General features: G+C 37.1%; 11 protein-coding genes. 2 read left to right on the forward strand and 9 right to left on the reverse strand.

Features of this window, described 5'->3' with window-relative positions; all coding sequences use genetic code 11:
- Positions 1–2205 (reverse strand): bifunctional alpha,alpha-trehalose-phosphate synthase (UDP-forming)/trehalose-phosphatase, encoded by a 2205-nt coding sequence (locus ISU00_RS13115; RefSeq protein WP_228851123.1) that lies wholly within the window; start codon positions 2203–2205, stop codon positions 1–3.
- Between the two features lie 92 nt (positions 2206–2297).
- Here ISU00_RS13115 and ISU00_RS13120 point away from each other — a divergent pair, with 92 nt between their 5' ends.
- Positions 2298–4097: a glycoside hydrolase family 15 protein gene (locus ISU00_RS13120; RefSeq protein WP_228851124.1), complete on the forward strand. Its 1800-nt coding sequence runs from the start codon at positions 2298–2300 to the stop codon at positions 4095–4097.
- Positions 4098–4106: 9 nt separating this feature from the next.
- On the opposite strand, the gene ISU00_RS13125 is transcribed toward ISU00_RS13120, so the two are convergent.
- On the reverse strand, positions 4107–5369 hold the full coding sequence (locus ISU00_RS13125; RefSeq protein WP_228851125.1) for a nuclear transport factor 2 family protein: 1263 nt from the start codon (positions 5367–5369) through the stop codon (positions 4107–4109).
- 296 nt (positions 5370–5665) lie between these two features.
- Here ISU00_RS13125 and ISU00_RS13130 point away from each other — a divergent pair, with 296 nt between their 5' ends.
- Positions 5666–6694, forward strand: coding sequence for a hypothetical protein (locus ISU00_RS13130; protein WP_228851126.1), 1029 nt, complete (start codon positions 5666–5668; stop codon positions 6692–6694).
- Between the two features lie 72 nt (positions 6695–6766).
- Here the strand turns inward: ISU00_RS13130 and ISU00_RS13135 are convergent, their stop codons facing one another.
- The 7 genes from ISU00_RS13135 to ISU00_RS13165 all read right to left on the reverse strand — a co-directional run bounded on the left by ISU00_RS13135 (position 6767) and on the right by ISU00_RS13165 (position 19439).
- Positions 6767–8566 carry an acyl-CoA dehydrogenase family protein gene (locus ISU00_RS13135; RefSeq protein WP_228851127.1) on the reverse strand — a complete coding sequence of 600 codons (1800 nt, stop codon included), beginning with the start codon at positions 8564–8566 and terminating at the stop codon, positions 6767–6769.
- A gap of 56 nt (positions 8567–8622) precedes the next feature.
- Positions 8623–9813 (reverse strand): acetyl-CoA C-acyltransferase, encoded by a 1191-nt coding sequence (locus ISU00_RS13140; protein ID WP_228851128.1) that lies wholly within the window; start codon positions 9811–9813, stop codon positions 8623–8625.
- 56 nt (positions 9814–9869) lie between these two features.
- Positions 9870–12278: a 3-hydroxyacyl-CoA dehydrogenase/enoyl-CoA hydratase family protein gene (locus tag ISU00_RS13145; protein ID WP_228851129.1), complete on the reverse strand. Its 2409-nt coding sequence runs from the start codon at positions 12276–12278 to the stop codon at positions 9870–9872.
- A 42-nt stretch (positions 12279–12320) separates the two neighbouring features.
- Positions 12321–12770, reverse strand: a complete 450-nt coding sequence (locus ISU00_RS13150; RefSeq protein WP_228851130.1) for a MarR family winged helix-turn-helix transcriptional regulator — start codon at positions 12768–12770, stop codon at positions 12321–12323.
- Between the two features lie 96 nt (positions 12771–12866).
- Positions 12867–14636, reverse strand: a complete 1770-nt coding sequence (locus ISU00_RS13155; protein WP_228851131.1) for an AMP-dependent synthetase/ligase — start codon at positions 14634–14636, stop codon at positions 12867–12869.
- 148 nt (positions 14637–14784) lie between these two features.
- Complete coding sequence (gene purL, locus ISU00_RS13160) at positions 14785–18468, reverse strand: phosphoribosylformylglycinamidine synthase (protein ID WP_228851132.1); 3684 nt, start codon at positions 18466–18468, stop codon at positions 14785–14787.
- Between the two features lie 110 nt (positions 18469–18578).
- Positions 18579–19439: a fructosamine kinase family protein gene (locus ISU00_RS13165; protein WP_228851133.1), complete on the reverse strand. Its 861-nt coding sequence runs from the start codon at positions 19437–19439 to the stop codon at positions 18579–18581.
- Positions 19440–19443 lie beyond the last annotated feature (4 nt).

Consider the following 19443-nt stretch of genomic DNA (forward strand, 5'->3'; position numbering starts at 1 on the left):
TTAATTGAATTTTGAAAGGAGTTCTCTTACTTCTTTAGAATCTTTAACATAGTATTTCGCAGCAGTTTTCTTTATCCCAACCTTGATGGTAGCTGCTTCATCAGGCATTTCTTCAAACATATATTCATCCGTCCAATCATCACCAATAGCCAGCATAAAGTCATATTCTTTTTCACCTAATAGACGAGAAGCGGCTCTACCCTTATTAACATTGGTGCTTTTTATTTCTATTACTTTATTACCTTCTAAAACGGACAGATCGTTATTGGATATTAAACTCGTCAGCACAGTAGTAAGTTCTAGGACCCTAATTTGAGACAATTCTGGGTCTGCCTTCCTGTAGTGCCAAGCTAAAGAATAACGTTTCTTTTCGATAAAAGTGCCTGGTGTTCTATCAACAAATGTTTGTAACACAGGTTGAATATTTTCCATCCAATCATTCTTCAGTCGCTCTAAGGCTGTCCAATCTTTATCTTTATGTTTAATCCAAACGCCATGGTCCGTAATTAAGGTGTAGGGTTTATTATGATACCAATTTTCAAAAGTCTCGCGGTCTCTACCACTTATGATCACCAGATCCGTATTATGATGGGAGGAAAGGGAATCCAATAAATCATATAATTCTGCATCTGGACTTGCATCTTTTGGGTCATCTTTAAAACCCACAAGGGTACCATCATAATCTAATAGCATTAATCGCGATGCAGCTTTTTGGTATTCCTCCAATAATTTATCCTCTTGGTCCTTTTTCAACCTTGTGGCCATTATGATATCATCATTGTTCTTTGTGGCCTCCATCGATTTCAAAAATTCCTCTGCCCATTTTTCTACAGTATACCTTTGAATTCTTTTTTGCAGAAGTTTCATGCGTTTTTGTTGCTCATCCATTGGCATTTCCAGGGCCTGCTTAATGGTGTCAGCAATTTGTTCAAAATTATTTGGGTTTATTAGTAAGGCTTCATTCATTTCTTTGGAAGCTCCTGCCATTTCACTTAAGATAAGTACCCCATCTTGTTCAGTTCTAGTTGCAACAAATTCCTTCGCCACCAAATTCATCCCATCCCTGACAGGTGTAATTAATCCTATGTGGGCCGAGGTATATAAATCTATAAGATTCTCAAAAGGCATAGATCTGTAAAAATACCAAATGGGAGTCCAGCTTACGGTTGCAAACTGGCCATTGATGCGACCAACCAATTCGTCTGTATCCCGTTTAAGTTTTTGGTACTGAGGAACATTAGATCGAGAAGGTACCGCCAACATGATTAATCGCACTTTTTCACGAAATTCTGGATATTTATTTAAGAAATACTCGAAGGCCCTTATTCTGTTTGGAATTCCCTTTGTGTAATCTAGTCTATCGATAGATAGAATTAACTTAGCATCGGAGTCTGATTGAAAATGGTCATCTAAACGTTTTTGAAGTTCTGTTCTGTTCTTGTCTTGTTGTTTCTCATTTTTCGATGCAGCATTATGAAATTTGTCATAATCGATTCCCATTGGAAAAGAATCTACTTTCACAATACGATCATGATATATTATTTCATTGAATTTTACATCCAGCCTTAAAATCCGTTTAACGGAACTTAAAAAATGTCTTTCGTAATCATAGGTGTGAAAACCTAATAGGTTAGAACCTAACATTCCTTCCAAGATTTCTTCTCTCCAAGGAAAAGTTCTAAATATTTCGTAAGAGGGAAAAGGGATATGAAGGAAAAAACCAATAGTTACATGCGGTTTTTTATCTCTGATTAATTTGGGCAGAAGCAACAATTGATAATCGTGCACCCAAACAGAATCACCTTCTTCAATATGATTAATGACTTCATCTGCAAATTTTTGATTCACTCGTTTGTAGGCTTCCCAATATTGTAATTCAAATTCTGTGTAATCTGTAAAATAGTGGAAAAGTGGCCAAAGAGTACGATTACTGAAACCAAAATAATAATCTTCTACATCTTCTTGGGTTAACGAAACTGCGACACATTTTTCCTTTTGTACAGCATTTTTAACTTTTATGGAAGTTTCCTCATCAATTTCCTCCTCGGTAAGCCCAGACCAACCAATCCATATTCCATTTCCTTCAGCATGAACAGATTTCATTCCTGTTGCTAATCCTCCAACACTAGGTATGGTTTTTATAGTTTGATCCTCAATTTTTATTTGTAAGGGTAGTCTGTTTGAGACTATTATGGTTTTACTCATGAATTTATAATCTTTTACGAATTATCTTATAACAAGATTTTTGTTAATTTACTGAATTAATAAGGGACTAACCAATTCAAAGCTGAATTTTAATGAATAATTTAGATTATGGAATAATTGGAAACTGTAGGAGTGCAGCCTTGGTTTCCAAACAGGGCTCTATTGATTGGTGTTGTTTGCCAGAATTTGATTCTTCTTCTGTTTTCGCCCACCTTTTAGACGATAATATTGGCGGTCGTTTTTCTTTTATAGTAGATGACAGTTATGAAATAGAACAATATTATTTGCGGAACACCTGCATACTGATTACGAGATTTTCTAATGGTATGGACGTTTTCGAGGTTCGGGATTTTATGCCTCGCTATCACAAATCCAATAATAAATACCATTCTCCACCAGAAATTATAAGATTTGTAAAGTACATTTCTGGTTTTCCATCATTCAAAGTGGTCTATAATCCAAAACTGGAATACGCCAAAACGGATACGGTAACCTATATTAAACATGATTTCATTGTCAGTTTAACCGATAAGGAAAAATTCGATACCGTTTTTCTTTATTCCAATTTTAATAAAGAAGCCATAATGGCGAGTTCCGAAATACCTTTTCGCGAGGATGGTTTTTTTCTAATGGGTTATAACGAGAAATTATTTAAACCAGATTTAGATGCCATTATATTAGAATATGAGCGAACTAAGGTGTATTGGCTGAACTGGATGGAAAACACTCCTAATTACCAACGGTATAATGATGAGATTGCTAGAAGTGCTATGACATTGAAATTGTTGAGTTATGATAAAACCGGAGCCATTTTGGCAGCGGCGACCACATCATTGCCAGAAACAATTGGGGAAGTGCGAAATTGGGATTATCGTTTCTGTTGGATTCGTGATGCCTCTATGGTGGTTAGCGTTGTGGCTCAATTGGGACATAAAAGAATGGCTCAACGTTATTTGCAATTTATTGTGGATCTTATTCCGGATAAGGACGAAAAGTTGCAAATAATGTATGGCATCAATAAGGAAAAAAAGCTTACGGAAGAGATTCTGGATCACTTAAAAGGCTATCAAGACAGTAAGCCAGTCCGAATTGGTAATGCAGCCTATAAGCAACAGCAGAATGATATTTACGGAATTTTAATGGATGTAATCCATCACCAGTTGGTAACATTTCAAACAGATGTTGAAAATGGCGAGGAATTGTGGAGCATTACCAAAGGTATTGTATGGGTGGTTAACAAACATTGGAAAGAACCTGACAAGGGAATTTGGGAATTTCGAACCGAAGACCGACATTTTACATTTTCAAAAGTTTTATGTTGGGTAGCTGTAGATAGGGCTCTAAAAGTTGCAGAATTGCTAGGTAAAAAATCTAAAACTGCCAAATGGTCTTTACTTGAAGAGGAAATACGAATGGATATATTAGATAATGCATGGAGTGATGAAACACAGGCATTTACCCAATCCTATGGTTCCAACGAACTTGATGCCTCAGTATTATTGATGGGTCGATATGGATTTATTGATCCAAAATCAGAAAGATTCGTGAGCACTGTTCATGCAATTGAGAGAGAGCTGAGCAATGATGGTTTGTTGTATCGATATAAAAACCAGGATGACTTTGGTTTACCTTCTTCATCATTTACAATTTGTACTTTTTGGTATATCAATAGCCTGATTTTGATTGGTGAAGTGCAAAAGGCCAATAAAATGTTTAAGAGATTATTATCGTATAGCAACCATGTAGGGCTTTTCAGTGAGGATATTGATTTTAAATCGAAACGGTTACTCGGTAATTTTCCACAAGCATATTCCCATTTGGCACTGATTGAAACGGCAATAAACCTCTCAAAAATTACTCAAGAAGAAAAGATTAAGGAATCTATAGGTTAGTTTAATAAATTATTGAATATAGGTAACCCTAGTTATTTTGCCATTATTTACTTCATAAATGGCGATAGCATAAATGGCATTACCGTCTATGGTTACTCGTTCATGGTCGACAATTTTATTGCCCAAGACCATTCGTTTAAGAACTTCGGCATTTAAATTTTTTATTCTCCGAAAGAAATTAGTATAGGTTTCCTTGACTGCCGTTGCCCCGTCAGAAGTAATTTTGTTTGGATAATCGTAAATTTTCACATCATCTGAAAATGTCGCCATAAAGGCATTAATATCCTTGTTTACATAACCTCTAAGATGACGTTCAATTATAGCTGCCACGCCGGACTTTTCAATTTCTTGGTTACCTATTTCAGGGGTTGAATTTTTATCATCTTCCGGATTAGCAACAATGGCACCATTGGATTCTCCTACAACTACCAATTTGTTGATGTTATCATTAATGGCTAACCGGCTAATGTTATCAATTCCAAATCTTTTAAGATCGTTAATCTCTTTCCAGTCACTGTTATTTCTTGTTGAAATTGTATATAATTTGGGACCCTTTCCCATAAGGAGGGTATTTCTATTTAACCAAATGAAATCTTCTGAATCTTTTAAAGTTGTGGTAATGGTATTTTGTCTTCCAGAAGCAATATTTATGCTCTTTATTTCCCGTTTATTAGAATTCTTTTTAGAAATATAACTAACCTCATTACTATTAGGTATTTTTTGAAGAGACCTTCCAATATTCGTATCTAAGCGTCTGTGTTTTTTTGTGATTAAATCCGTTACGTATAATGATAAACCGTTATCCTCTAATACAGCTGAAACCAAAGTATTTTCATCATACCAAAGTTGATAGCCTATAACGATATCGTCAATAAGAATTTCAGAATCAGTAGTTGAAAGTGAATATTTATACAATTTCTGAGTGCCGTCTTGCTCTAATCTGATGGCAGAAACTGCATTCTGATTAGGAATTTTAATAGGTGAATACTCACTGCCTGGTGTGAAATTCACCCAAACTTTAGATCCATAAGGAATGTAATATTTCGCAATATCATTTTGGCCCCCACGGTTAGATGAGAAAAGCAAAAATGTGTCATCCAAGAAGTACGGTTGATTATCGTATCCTTCATTATCTGAAATATTCTTGAAATTGCTTAATTCCAATTTTCCATTAGAATAATTAAAATCGAACATATAAACATCTGTATCCGGACTTTGAGGGATAGCTATGGTTGTAAAAAGTAAGGTGAATATTAATGTCCAGGATTTCATCTTTAAGAATTTGAATAAAGATACATATACCAAAATAAGATTGTTAGCTGAATCAAAATGAAAAGTTCTTTATCTCAATTTTATTAATTCAAAAATAAGCTTCCAAAATTATTTATAAGCATTTACTTACAAAACTAATTATAAGGAGATTAGGTGCTGTCATTCGTCGTTTTTATTCGAATTTTAGGTGAGATTAAACCAATTAATGGGGAATAAACACTATCTTAAAAGTTCTTCCCCCCTTACTTAGTCCTTAATGGATTCAGTTTTTATTAACCAACTAAATCATTTTAAAAATGAAAAGAATTCTAATGTATTTTTTGGTAATGCCATTTCTATTTATGGCGTGCCAACAGGAGACTGTTCAAGGGAATGAACAGGAACTTTTAGATGCGAAAAAACTTGTTCAGCCAATTACTAAAATTAATCTAAGTAAAGATTTAAAAAGTAGTGACTTAAGAAAAAGAGGCAAATCGGGTGATGTCGTTCAGGAGTTTATGTCCGAGTTTAACACTTCACTTTCCAAATTCGGGCTTATGCTTGAAAAAATTGAGACCTATGGAGCTGAAAGTTCAGGCAGAACAGTTTATTTCAAAAATGTTGGGAATAAGCAATTAGGATCCGATTTTGCACCCAATGATCCTAATAATGTTGGAGGTGTAATGGTTCCTTATTGGATTGATGACTCTGAACTAGGAACATCATCCGGAATGTCTCCTTATGAAACATTTATGGGTATTACAAATAGTATGGATACATGGAATGCGGTAAGTTGTTCTCAAGGTCTTGAAATTCCTTTATTGGGGGTAACAGAGGGCTTCGATGTTGGATTGGTTCAATACTTTGCAGGTTTTGGCGGTTATCAAGGGTATATCCCCGGAACCATTCTTTTTGCAGGTATTTTACCCCCTGATTTTTTTGAGGCTGTTTTAGGTGAAGGCGCTGGTAATGGTACTATAGGGGTAACTTTTACTTATATATGGGTTGATGACGATACTGGTGAGCCTGCTGATATTGACCGAAATGGAAAGAACGATGTTGCTATAAAGGAAATTTATATTAATGATAACTTCAATTATCAAGATGCACCTAATGATGGCTTAGACCCTAGTTTTGTTATCGATTTTCAAACCATCGTTCTACATGAGGCAGGCCATGGTTTAAGTCAAGGACATTTCGGTACTGCATTCAGTGACGGTAGAGGAGGTCTTCACTTCGCTCCACATGCTTTAATGAACGCAGGTTATTCAGTTGGAAGAAGAACAATTTCTGGCACTGATGAAGCTGGGCATTGTTCCAATTGGGGAAGTTGGCCGATGGAGTGATTAAAGCCTATAATAATAAAAAAAGCCGATTCCAATTACAGAATCGGCTTTTTACATTTGAGTTAGTCTAACTTAAAAACAATAAGAGTTCTCCTCTTTTACTTTTTCGGCAATGGTATTTCTTAATTCAACTACATTGGGATAATTGACATATTTCGTAAAACGTTTAAGACCCATTAACATCATTCGTTGCTCATCTCCTTCTGAGAATGAAATAATCCCTTCTCGAGCATTTTTGGTAATAATTTCAACTGCATTGTATAGGTAAAGTTTAGCCATTGCTATTTGAACTTTTTGAGCGTCCTCTCCAAATCTTTTAGCATTTTTCTCAGCTCGCAAGATGGCCGATTCAGCCATATAAACCTCAATTAAAATATTTGAAGCTGCTAGGAGTAATTGCTGATGCTCTTCAAGTTCTGGGCCATATTTTTGAACAGCCGCTCCTGCAACCATTAAAAACACTTTCTTCAATTTGGCAATCATTTCCTTTTCTTCTGAAAACAATTCCGAATAATCAGGAACTTCAAAACTTGGGATGCCCATTAATTCATCCTTAACCGCCATGGCAGGCTGTAACAAATCTACATGACCTTTCATTGCTTTCTTTACCAACATTCCAACGGAAAGTATTCGATTAATTTCGTTGGTTCCCTCATATATCCTCGCAATTCTGGCATCTCTCCAAGCCGCTTCCATTGGGGTGTCCTTAGAAAATCCCATACCTCCAAAAATTTGAATCCCCTCATCCGAACAGTTCTGAACATCCTCAGAAACGGCCACTTTTAGGATTGAACATTCAATAGCATATTCCTCAACACCTTTAAGTTCCGCTTCTTGGTGTGAGTTTCCATTTGCAATTCGCATCGCTATTCGGTCCTCAATATTCTTTGCGGCCCTGTAGCTTGCAGCTTCTCCTGCATAGGCACTGGTAGACATTTCGGCAAGTTTAGATTTGATAGCGCCAAACTCAGAGATTGGAGTTTTAAATTGTTTCCTCTCATTGGCGTATACAACTGCACGAGTTGTTATTCTTCTTTGGGAGTCTAAACAGGCTGCAGCTAGTTTTATTCGACCTATATTTAATGCGTTCATAGCAATTTTAAAACCGTTGCCTCTTTCAGACAACATGTTTTCTACTGGAACCGAGGTATCATTAAAAAACACTTGTCGGGTAGAAGAGGCATGAATACCCAATTTATTCTCTTCTTCACCTAATGTTATACCATTAGTCGGATCGTTTTCAACTATGAAACCGGTAATATATTTGTCATCTTCAATACGGGCGAAAACAATAAACATATTGCAGAATCCCGCATTTGAAATCCACATTTTTTGGCCATTAATTTTATAATGTTTGCCGTCCTCTGTTAGAGTTGCAGCAGTTTTTCCTGAATTTGCATCACTTCCTGCACCAGGTTCGGTCAAGCAATAGGCTCCAAACCATTCTCCAGTTGCCAATTTGGGAACATATTTTTGTTTTTGTTCTTCTGTACCATAAAGTACTATTGGCATAGTGCCTATACCAGTATGTGCACCAAAAGCGGTGCTATATGATCCCGTACCAGAGGAAATGTAATCACATACTAGCATGGTAGAAACAAATCCCATACCCATACCTCCATACTCTTCCGGTACTGCGACACCCAGAAATCCCATTTCTCCTGCTTTTCTCATGCACTCTTCTGTATATGCATAATCCTTTGCTTCAAAACGTTCACGATGGGCGATGATCTCCCTATCATTAAATTCTTTTACGGCTTCCTTCATCATTACTTGCTCTTCCGAAAAATCTTCGGGAGTAAAAACGTCCTCACAAGAAGTCTCTTTTACGATAAATTGACCTCCTCTTAATATTTCAGTTGTCGTTTCCATATTTATTTTTTTGAATAGTAGGATTTATTAAACCCTTATTGTTAGCTTAGTAATATTTAGTTTAAAAATTCGAAAATTCCACAGGCACCTTGTCCTGTACCAACACACATTGTTACCGCCCCATATTTTCCTATCATGTTGCGTTTCCTCATTTCGTCAAACAGTTGTACCGATAATTTGGCTCCTGTGCAGCCAAGAGGATGCCCTAAAGCAATCGCCCCGCCATTGACATTTACAATATCATTGTTTAATCCTAATTCTCGGATAACTGCAATAGATTGAGATGCGAAGGCTTCGTTTAATTCAATTAATTCTAAATCTTCTTGCTTTAAACCTGCTTGTTTAAGAGCTTTTGGAACTGCTTTAACGGGCCCGATCCCCATAATACGGGGTTCAACCCCTGCAGCAGCATAATTCACCAACCGAGCTATAGGTGTTAAATTCAATTCTTTTACCAGGTCTTCACTCATAATCATTAAAAATGCTGCTCCATCACTCATTTGGGAAGAGTTACCAGCAGTTACGCTTCCATTGGCCGCGAATACAGGTTTTAATTTTGCTAATACCTCCAAACTGGTATCTTTTCTCGGCCCTTCGTCCTTAGTTACAGTATAGGATTTAGAAGCCTTTTTTCCATTTTCATCTATATAATTCTCATCAATTTTTATAGGAACTATTTGATCTTGAAATCTATCTTGCGATTGTGCCTTTATTGCTTTTTGGTGGGAATTATAAGCAAACTCATCTTGGTCATCTCTAGATACCTTAAATTCCTTTGCTACAGCTTCTGCAGTTAACCCCATGCCCCAGTAATAATCTTCATGACCAGCCTTGGCAATGGCGTAATCGGGTACTGGTTTGTATCCACCCATGGGGATAAAACTCATACTTTCAACTCCTCCTGCAATGATGCAATCTGCCATGCCAGCTTGTATTTTGGCAGTAGCAATACCAATTGTTTCGATTCCTGAGGCACAATACCGGTTTACAGTTACCCCTGGAACATCTTCAATTTTAAGTCCCATTAAAGAAATAAGTCGTCCCATATTGAGTCCCTGTTCCGCCTCAGGCATGGCATTACCAACAATAACATCATCAATTCGTTTTTTGTCGAAATCTGGTAATTGATCCATTAAGTACTGAATGGTCTCCGCTGCAAGTTCATCTGGTCGCTTAAACCTGAACACTCCTCTTGGTGCCTTGCCTACTGCTGTTCTATATCCTTTTACTATATATGCTGTTTTCATTTGTTTTGTGATTTGAAGTGCCAAATTTGGTGTCTTCTAGTTTGGTGTGAATGATTTTAGTTACGAAGAGGTTTCCCCGTCTTTAGCATGTGTTGAATTCTTTCAAGTGTCTTACGTTCTGTACAAAGACTGAGAAACGCTTCACGCTCTAAATCCAATAAATACTGTTCACTAACAAGGCTAGATTCTGATAAATCGCCACCAGCCATTACATAGGCCAATTTGTTGGCAATTTTTTTGTCGTGTTCTGAAATATATTTTCCCGCTTCCATGCTATCAGTTCCAACTAAAAACATTCCTAACGCTTGTTTTCCTAAAACTTTCACGTCCTTACGAGGTATGGGTTTTGTATAGCCTTGATCTGACAATAATTGTGCATAACGTTTTGCTGTTGCTATCTGTCGATCTTTGTTTACAACTACTATATCCTTTCCTTGTTGTAGAATACCTAGGTCATACGCCTCATAAGCAGAGGTACTAACCTTAGCCATACCGATAGTTAAGAAGTACTCTTGTAGCACGTTCAATTCAACATCATTTTTTCTAAAGGTATCAGATGCCCTAAGTGTCATTTCTTTTGTTCCACCGCCTCCGGGGATAACGCCAACACCAAACTCTACTAGTCCAATATATGTTTCTGCTGCAGCAACGACTTTATCAGCGTGTAAGCACAATTCACAGCCTCCACCTAACGACATTCCGTGTGGGGCGGCAACTGTGGGAATTGAAGAATAACGCATACGCATCATTGTATCCTGAAAATATCGAATGGCCATATTAAGTTCATCGTACTCCTGTTCCACCGCCATCATAAAAATCATTCCTATATTAGCACCCACAGAGAAATTTGCTGCTTGGTTACCTACCACCAAACCAGCGAAATCTTTTTCCGCAATATCAACAGCTTTATTAATACCTGCAAGAACATCGCTTCCAATGGTATTCATTTTGCTACGGAATTCTAGATTGAGAATACCATCGCCCAAGTCCTCAACCACGACTCCAGTATTCTTAAATACTTCCTTGCTAGTACGTATATTGTCTAAAATGATAAATGCATCTTGGCCGGGTATTTTCTTAAAATCCATTTTCTCAGGATCGTATGCATAGCTATCGCCATCTTTAACTGTGTAGAAAGATTCGAAACCATTAGTAACCATGTCATTTATCCAATCCGCTACTTCTAGACCTTCAGATTTAGCAAATTCGATTCCTTTTTTAATGCCAATTGCATCCCATATTTGAAATGGTCCATGTCCCCAGCCAAACCCAGCTTTCATAGCATCATCAATTTTATGTAATTGATCTGTTATCTCTGGAATTCGGTATGACACATAAGCGAAAAGAGCCCCGAAAGATTTTCGGTAAAATTCACCTGCTTTATCTTTTCCATCAACAAGGATTGGAAAACGATCGATGACATTATCGATGGCTTTAGTTTGTTCTAATGTGCCAAACTTTGCCGATTTCTTGCCACGGTATTCTAAAGTATCTAGGTCTAAAGTCAAAATCTCACTCTGACCCTTATCATTTGTCACCTTTTTATAAAATCCCTGACCAGATTTACTTCCCCACCATTTGTTTTCATGCATGGTGTTAATAAAATTAGGTAGAGCGAATAACTGGTGTCTTTCATCATCTGGCACATTTTCATAAAGGCCATTTGCCACATGAATTAAAGTGTCTAAACCAACAACATCTACGGTTCTGAAAGTCGCAGATTTTGGACGACCGATGACTGGTCCTGTTAATTTGTCTACTTCTTCAACAGTCATATTTAAGTCTTTTACTGCATGGAAAAGACTCATAATACTGAAGATACCTATCCTGTTTCCAATAAATGCAGGAGTGTCTTTAGCGATTACCGATGTTTTCCCGAGAAACTTCTCTCCATATACATTGAGAAAATCCAGAACTTCCTGCTTTGTTTTTGGTCCTGGAATAATTTCGAATAGTTTCAGGTAACGGGCTGGGTTGAAAAAGTGGGTCCCGCAGAAATGTTCCTGGAAATCTTCGCTTTTTCCTTCACTCATAAAGTGAATAGGAATTCCTGAAGTGTTTGACGTTATAAGTGTCCCTTTTGTTCTAAATTTATCAAGCTTTTCAAAAACCTGCTTTTTAATATCTAGTCGTTCAACCACTACCTCTATAATCCAATCAGCCTTAGCGACCTTTTCAATATCATCCTCCAAATTGCCCGTCGTAATCCTAGAGGCAAATTTTTGGTGATAAATAGGGGAGGGCTTAGATTTTAAGGCTGCCTGAAGTGAATTGTTTACAATTCTATTTCTAACAACCTTATCTTCTAATGTTAAACCCTTTGCTTTTTCTGCCTCGGTAAGTTCTCTTGGAACAATATCTAATAGCAACACCTTAACGCCGATATTGGCGAAATGACACGCAATGCCGCTTCCCATTATTCCGGAACCTATAACCGCAACTTCCTTAATTCTTCTAATACTCATAAATATTTATCTTGTAAATTACCTTAGTAAAAGGCTTATTAACTAGTTAGTTTTTGAATTCTCGTAGATCTGTTTGTTAGCAATCATATTATTTATAATCTCTGCTACCTCATAAAAATGATTGAGTTGATCTTCACTTACTTTAGACCTGATGGCATCATTAAAGGTTAATACCTTTTCTCTAGCGTAAGCTCGCTTTTCCCTACCAAAGGCGGTAAGGTGAATAATTACGCCTCTACCATCTTCAGGGTTTGGACGTCTTTCAATTAAATCTCGGGCTTCCATGGATTTAAGAGTTCTTGAAAGGCTAGTAGCTTCCATACCCATTTTTGGGCCTAGAGAGGTTGAAGGTGTGCCGTTTTCAGGGTCAATGCTTAACAATGCAAAACCTACCGCCATGGTTACTCCAAATTGGGCGGCCTCTTCATTATACATTTTGTTTACTGCTAACCAAGTGGTTCTCAGAACATAATCAATAGTCTTGTCTTTCATGAAATTCTTCCGATTCGTAAATATAGTAATATTTATTATGCACGCATAATAAATTAATAAAATATTTGGAAGAATTGTTGAGGTTAGAAGGGAAGGTTAGCGGTAAATTCTATCATAAAGATTTTGATATATACCTTTAATAATGTCCCTTTTCATTTTCATGGTTGGGGTTAATTGACCTCCCTCAATACTCCAGGTATCTGGTGTTAGTTCGAAGCGTTTGATTTGTTCCCATTTACCAAACTGGGCATTACATTTATCCACCTCTTTTTGAATACGGTCATTAACTTCTTTGCAGGCAACCAATTCCTCATTGGTAGTACCTACATTAACATTTTTGAGTTTGGCCCAATCACGTACAAATTCAAAATTTGGCTGTATGAGCGCCGCAGGCATTTTTTCTCCTTCGCCTACCACCATAATTTGCTCAATAAATCGGGATTGTTTTAGTTCATTTTCTAAAAGGGCTGGAATCACATATTTTCCACCAGAGGTTTTAAACATTTCCTTCTTTCTCCCCGTTATCTTTAAAAAGCCATCCTCATCTATGATCCCCTTGTCACCTGTATGAAAATAATCCCCTGTCATCACTTCCGCCGTACGTTCTGGATCTTTGTAATAGCCCTTCATAATATTAGGGCCCTTAACTAAAATTTCTCCATCCTCGGCAATTTTCACTTCTACCCTTGGAATAGGTTTTCCTACAGTGCCAATCTTATAATTATTATCAGCTAACTGTCCGACTGATACCACTGGAGAGGTTTCCGTAAGTCCATAACCTTCCATAACGGGCATGCCAGCTGCGCCAAAAATTCGGGCAAGTCGTGGCTGAAGAGGTGCACTACCAGATACCATACTAATTAATTCACCGCCTAAGGCGGCTTGCCATTTGCTAAATATTAGTTTGCGTGCAACTTTTAATTGTGTTTCATACCACCAGCCATTTTTGCCATAGGGTTCCCATTTTTCACCTAAACTTATGGCCCAAAAGAAAAGGGCTTTTTTAATGCCAGTTAATTCTTCGCCTTTTGCATGTATTTTATCAAATACCTTTTCCAACAGTCTAGGAACAACCGTCATAAATATAGGTTGAATTTCGCGCGCATTGTCTCCAATTTTTTCTAGGTTTTCTGCATAATACATGGAAAAACCAGAATATTGGTAGATATAAATAATAACTCTTTCAAAAATATGGCATATAGGAAGGAAGCTTAAAACCTTTGAATTATTTCCTATCTGCGGTAATCTATCCACTGTATCTAATACATTACTAGTAATATTGTCATGGGTGAGCATAACGCCTTTGGGACGGCCAGTTGTACCAGACGTATAGATGATAGTTGCCAAATCATCTGGTGAAATGGAGTCTTTTAAACTTTCAACTTCTGATTGATTGGAATCATCGGCACCAATATTAAAAAGCTCAGAATAATGCTTGCATCCAGGGATATGATCGAATGAAAAAACATTTTTTAAGGCAGTCTCATCCTTAATTTCCAAAACCTTATCTAAAACCTCTTGATCGGAAACAAAACAATAAATACTTTCAGAATGGTTTAGAACATACTTATAATCTTCGGCGGAAATCGTTGGGTAGATTGGAATATCCTGGGCCCCGATTTGAAGAATGCCAATGTCCATAATATTCCATTCGGTTCTGTTGGTGCTGGATATTAAGGCTATTTTATCATTTTTCTTCACGCCCAACCGTAGCAATGCCCTGCTAACCATATTCGCTTTGTCCACATATTCTTGTGTGGATGTAGCTTCCCATTTACCATCTTTTTTGGTATTGAGAGCCTTTTGTAAATTGAATTTTTCTAATTGGAAATAAGGAAAATCAAAAAGCCTAGTTGGAGTGGTCATTCGTTAATTATGATTAGTCTTAATGCAAATTATGAAAAAGAGACATATCATCAAATGAATTCGTAAAAAAGGAGCCTATAAATTATAGACTCCTTAAATTTTCCTTTATTAAAGATTGAACTTTAACTGAATAAGTAAAAATTGAATGTTATGAATGTTTCTCAATCCATTCCCTTGCATTTACAAAAGCCTGCAGCCAAGGCGTAACTTCATCCCTTCGGTCATGAGGGTAATGTGCCCAATTCCATTGGAAGGTAGAACGTTCAATGTGCGGCATAGTAACTAAATGGCGCCCAGTTTTATCCGTCATCATAGCAGTATTGTAATCTGAACCATTTGGATTGTGTGGATATTCTGAATAAGCATAAGTTGCTACAATGTCATACTTTTCCCTATCAAGAGGAAGATGGAATTTACCTTCACCATGAGATATCCAAACTCCTAGTGTAGAACCTTCTAAATTTGAAAGCATCACAGAATTATTTTTCTCAATGGTTACCGAAGTAAACCCACTTTCGTGTTTATGGGAATCGTTATGAAGCATTTTTCCATGTATGTCATGCTCAGGATTAATCAATTCCAATTCCATCCATAATTGACAGCCATTACAAATTCCGACGGATAGTGTATCAGGTCGCGCGAAAAATTTGTTCAAAGCTTCACGAGCCTTTTCATTGTATAAAAATGCACCAGCCCATCCTTTAGCAGATCCTAATACGTCTGAATTTGAGAAACCTCCAACTGCTCCAATAAATTGAATGTCCTCCAGAGTTTCACGTCCAGATATAAGATCAGTCATGTGAACATCTTTAACGTCAAACCCTGCAAGATACATAGCGTTTGCCATTTCGCGCTCACTATTACTTCCTTTCTCCCGAATAATGGCAGCCTTAGGTCGTTGTTTAGAGTCATCTATCTTAGGAAGTTTTCCTGTGAAAAATTCTGGGAACTTATAGGAAAGAGGCTGTACTTTATAATTCTTGTAACGATCCTCTGCCAAATTATTAGAAGTTTGCTTCGAGTCTAATAAATAAGAAGTCTTGTACCAAACATCTCGAAGCTCTGAAATATTCAAGTTAAACTTGTCCATGCCATTGGTGATATTCATATTGGCACTCTCGGTAACCTTACCTATTTTGATAAACTCAATGGCATTATCTTGTAAAATAGCTTCGGCTTCGTCCTTCAACTGAACAACAATTCCAATATTTTCTGAATAAAGAAGTTTAATAGAATCTTGCTCATTTAATGCTGTAAGGTCTAGATCAGCTCCGAGATTATTGTCCGCAAAACACATTTCTAACAAGGTTGTTATTAAACCACCAGAACCAATATCATGTCCAGCAACAACTAATTCATTTTTAATTAGTTTCTGAATTGTATTGAACGTGTTTTTGAAATATTCTGCATCAGTAATTGTTGGTGATTCTGTGCCCAATGCATTCACTATTTGGGCGAAAGAACTTCCACCAAGCTTAAAACTGTCTTTGGAAAAATTCACATAATAAATATTTCCTTCTCCTAGCTTTAGGACTGGCTCAACCACTTTCTTTATATCGCTACAATGGCCAGCAGCTGAAATAATTACCGTGCCAGGAGCTATAACTTCCGCATCCTTGTATTTCTGCTTCATGGAAAGGGAATCCTTTCCCGTTGGTACGTTGATACCTAATTGGATAGAAAATTCTGAAACTGCTTCAACTGCTTCATAAAGACGTGCGTCCTCACCTTCATTCCTACATGGCCACATCCAGTTTGCGGAAAGTGACACACTTTTCAAGTCATTTTCTAATGGCGCCCAAATAATGTTTGTAAGAGCTTCCCCTATACTATTTCGGCTACCAGCAATAGGGTCGATTAATGCTGATACTGGTGAATGACCAATTGAAGTTGCAATACCTTCTTTCCCATTATAGTCAATTGCCATAACACCGACATTATTTAGCGGTAATTGAAGAGGTCCGGCGCATTGTTGTTTTGCAACGCGGCCCCCAACGCAACGATCAACCTTATTGGTAAGCCAATCTTTACAAGCAACCGCTTCTAGTTGAAGCAATTGCTCAAGATATTTTTGAAAATTATCAGGGTTGTAAGCCAAATCCTTATAAACACGATTTACAGTTGAATCGTTCATATAAGTTTTTGGGGAACTGCCGAACATATCCTCAAGAGCCAAATCCATAGGAGTATTTCCTTTAGATTCTGAACTAAAGCAAAAACGTTGATCATCCGTTACATTGCCAACAACATAGGAAGGCGAGCGTTCCCTTTCGGCAATTCTGTTAAGATCGCCCAAATATTTTTCTGCAATCAATAATCCCATACGTTCTTGAGATTCGTTGCCAATAATTTCTTTATCTGAAAGGGTAGGGTCGCCAATAGGAAGTTTATCCAAATCGATGCGACCACCAGTATCTTCAATTAATTCGGAAAGACAGTTAAGATGTCCTCCTGCACCATGATCGTGGATTGAAATAATGTGGTTTTCTTCACTTTCTACCATTCCACGGACAACATTTGCAGCTCGTTTTTGCATTTCTGGATTAGATCGCTGGACGGCATTTAGTTCAATGCCTGATTCAAATTCGCCAGTGTCTGCCGAAGAAACAGCAGCGCCGCCCATCCCAATTCTATAGTTTTCTCCCCCAAGTACTACAATTTTGTCCCCAGGTTTGGGAGTATCTTTTAATGCTTGTGAAGCTTTTCCATAACCTATACCACCCGCCAACATAATCACTTTGTCATAACCCAATTTTCGTGCAGGAATATCACATTCAGTAATATTTTCTTCATGTTCAAACGTAAATAGTGATCCGCAAATTAGAGGTTGCCCAAACTTATTACCAAAGTCTGAAGCCCCATTGGAGGCTTTTATAAGAATATCGATTGGAGTTTGGTATAACCAAGGTCGCTCATTAAAATGTTGCTCCCATGGTCTGTCCTTTTCCAAACGGGAATAGGATGTCATGTAAACGGCTGTTCCTGCTAAAGGTATTGCACCTTTACCTCCAGCTAGACGATCCCTGATTTCCCCTCCAGATCCGGTTGCAGCCCCATTGAATGGCTCAACAGTAGTTGGAAAGTTGTGTGTTTCTGCTTTAAGGGAAATGACCGAATCGAATGGTGATTTTTTATAAAAATCAGGTACATCTGGTCTTTTAGGAGCAAATTGTTCAACAGTTGGGCCTTCCACAAAAGCCACGTTATCCTTATAAGCAGAAACGATATAATTCGGGTTTGTTTCCGAAGTTTTCTTTATCAGTTTAAAAAGTGAAGACGGTTTTTCCTTACCATCTATGACAAAAACACCATTAAAAATTTTATGTCTGCAGTGCTCACTGTTTACTTGCGAAAAGCCAAATACTTCTGAATCGGTTAAAGGTCTACCAATACGGTTGGAAACATCATTAAGATAATCTATTTCCTCCTCGCTTAAAGCCAATCCTTCAGATGCATTATACCCCGCAATATCCTCAATATCTATAATGGGTTCAGGCTCAATATCTATAGTAAATGTATTTTGATTTAACCCCTTAAATTTTTGAGAAATCATAGGGTCATAAGCAGAAAAATCTTCCTGAACATTTTCGAATTCCTCAATTCTGAGAATTCCAGAAATACCCATATTCTGAGTAATTTCAACAGCATTGGTACTCCAAGGCGTAATCATTGCAGCTCTTGGGCCAACAAAAAAGGCGTCTAAAGACGCCACAGAAAGCTTAGGCTGGTTGCCAAACAACCATTCTAATTTTGAGATATCTTCTTTGCTAAGTTCTTTGGTGGTTTGAACGGCATAGATCTTTCCGTCGGTCTTTCCAAAAAAGTGAATCATGGGTTCTGAAGTGCTTATCAATTGAACAGTGCAAAAATACCTATTTTATGCGATTAAACACTTCGCAATTTTTAAAATCAATATGCTATTTATAAAAGGCTTTTCAACAATTAAAAATAGGTTTTCAATATGCGGGTTACGGAGCCCTTATAGCTTTGTCCGAATAAATTTAAATGCACCAAAAGGTAATAGAGTTGGTATATATCTATTCTTGCTTCCAATCCTGAAGAACTAGCATTTTTGCTGAAATATCCTTGGTAGAATGCCGAATTAAATCCTCCGAAAAGTTTCGTCATTGCAATATCTACTTCAGAATGGCCATAATAACTGGCGGGGTCAATTAAATATGCCTGTCCTGAAAGTGAAATAAGGAAATTACCACCCCACAAATCTCCATGAAGGAGGGAGGGTTTTGGAGTTCCTAATAATGAATTTAAATTTTTGATTATCGAATGTTCAGAAGGGCATTCACCAGGCAATAACCTTCCAGAACTAAAAGCAATTTGTAATTGAGGTTTTAACCTTTGCAAAAAATAGAATTCCACCCAATTTTCGAAAATTAAATTTTGCTGAGGTAGACTACCAATAAAATTGCTGGATTCCCAACCGAAAGTTTGGTGCGAACATTCATGCAATTTTGCCAAGTCTTCTCCAAATGCATACATTTCCTCATTAGAAGGTTTTTTAGATTCAACATATTCCAATAAAAGAAAAGCTTTGGAATTAATAGATCCTACGTGTATGACATTTGGAGTTAGGATAGTTCCACTTTTTTGAATCTCATTCAATCCTTTAGCCTCCTCATGAAACATTTTTAAGGCATCAGATTTTCCATTAATTTTTATAAAATAGGAATGATATTGAGTTGATATTTTATAAGCTTCAGAAATATCACCTCCTAATTCGGGGAGAACTGCAGTAATTTTATTATCGAGTATTTCTGTGAGGAGCTGTTTTAATTTAGAATCCATTTAG

Origin of the sequence: Aegicerativicinus sediminis, from assembly GCF_015476115.1 — a bacterium.
In the GTDB taxonomy this organism is placed as follows: Bacteria; Bacteroidota; Bacteroidia; order Flavobacteriales; family Flavobacteriaceae; genus Aegicerativicinus; species Aegicerativicinus sediminis.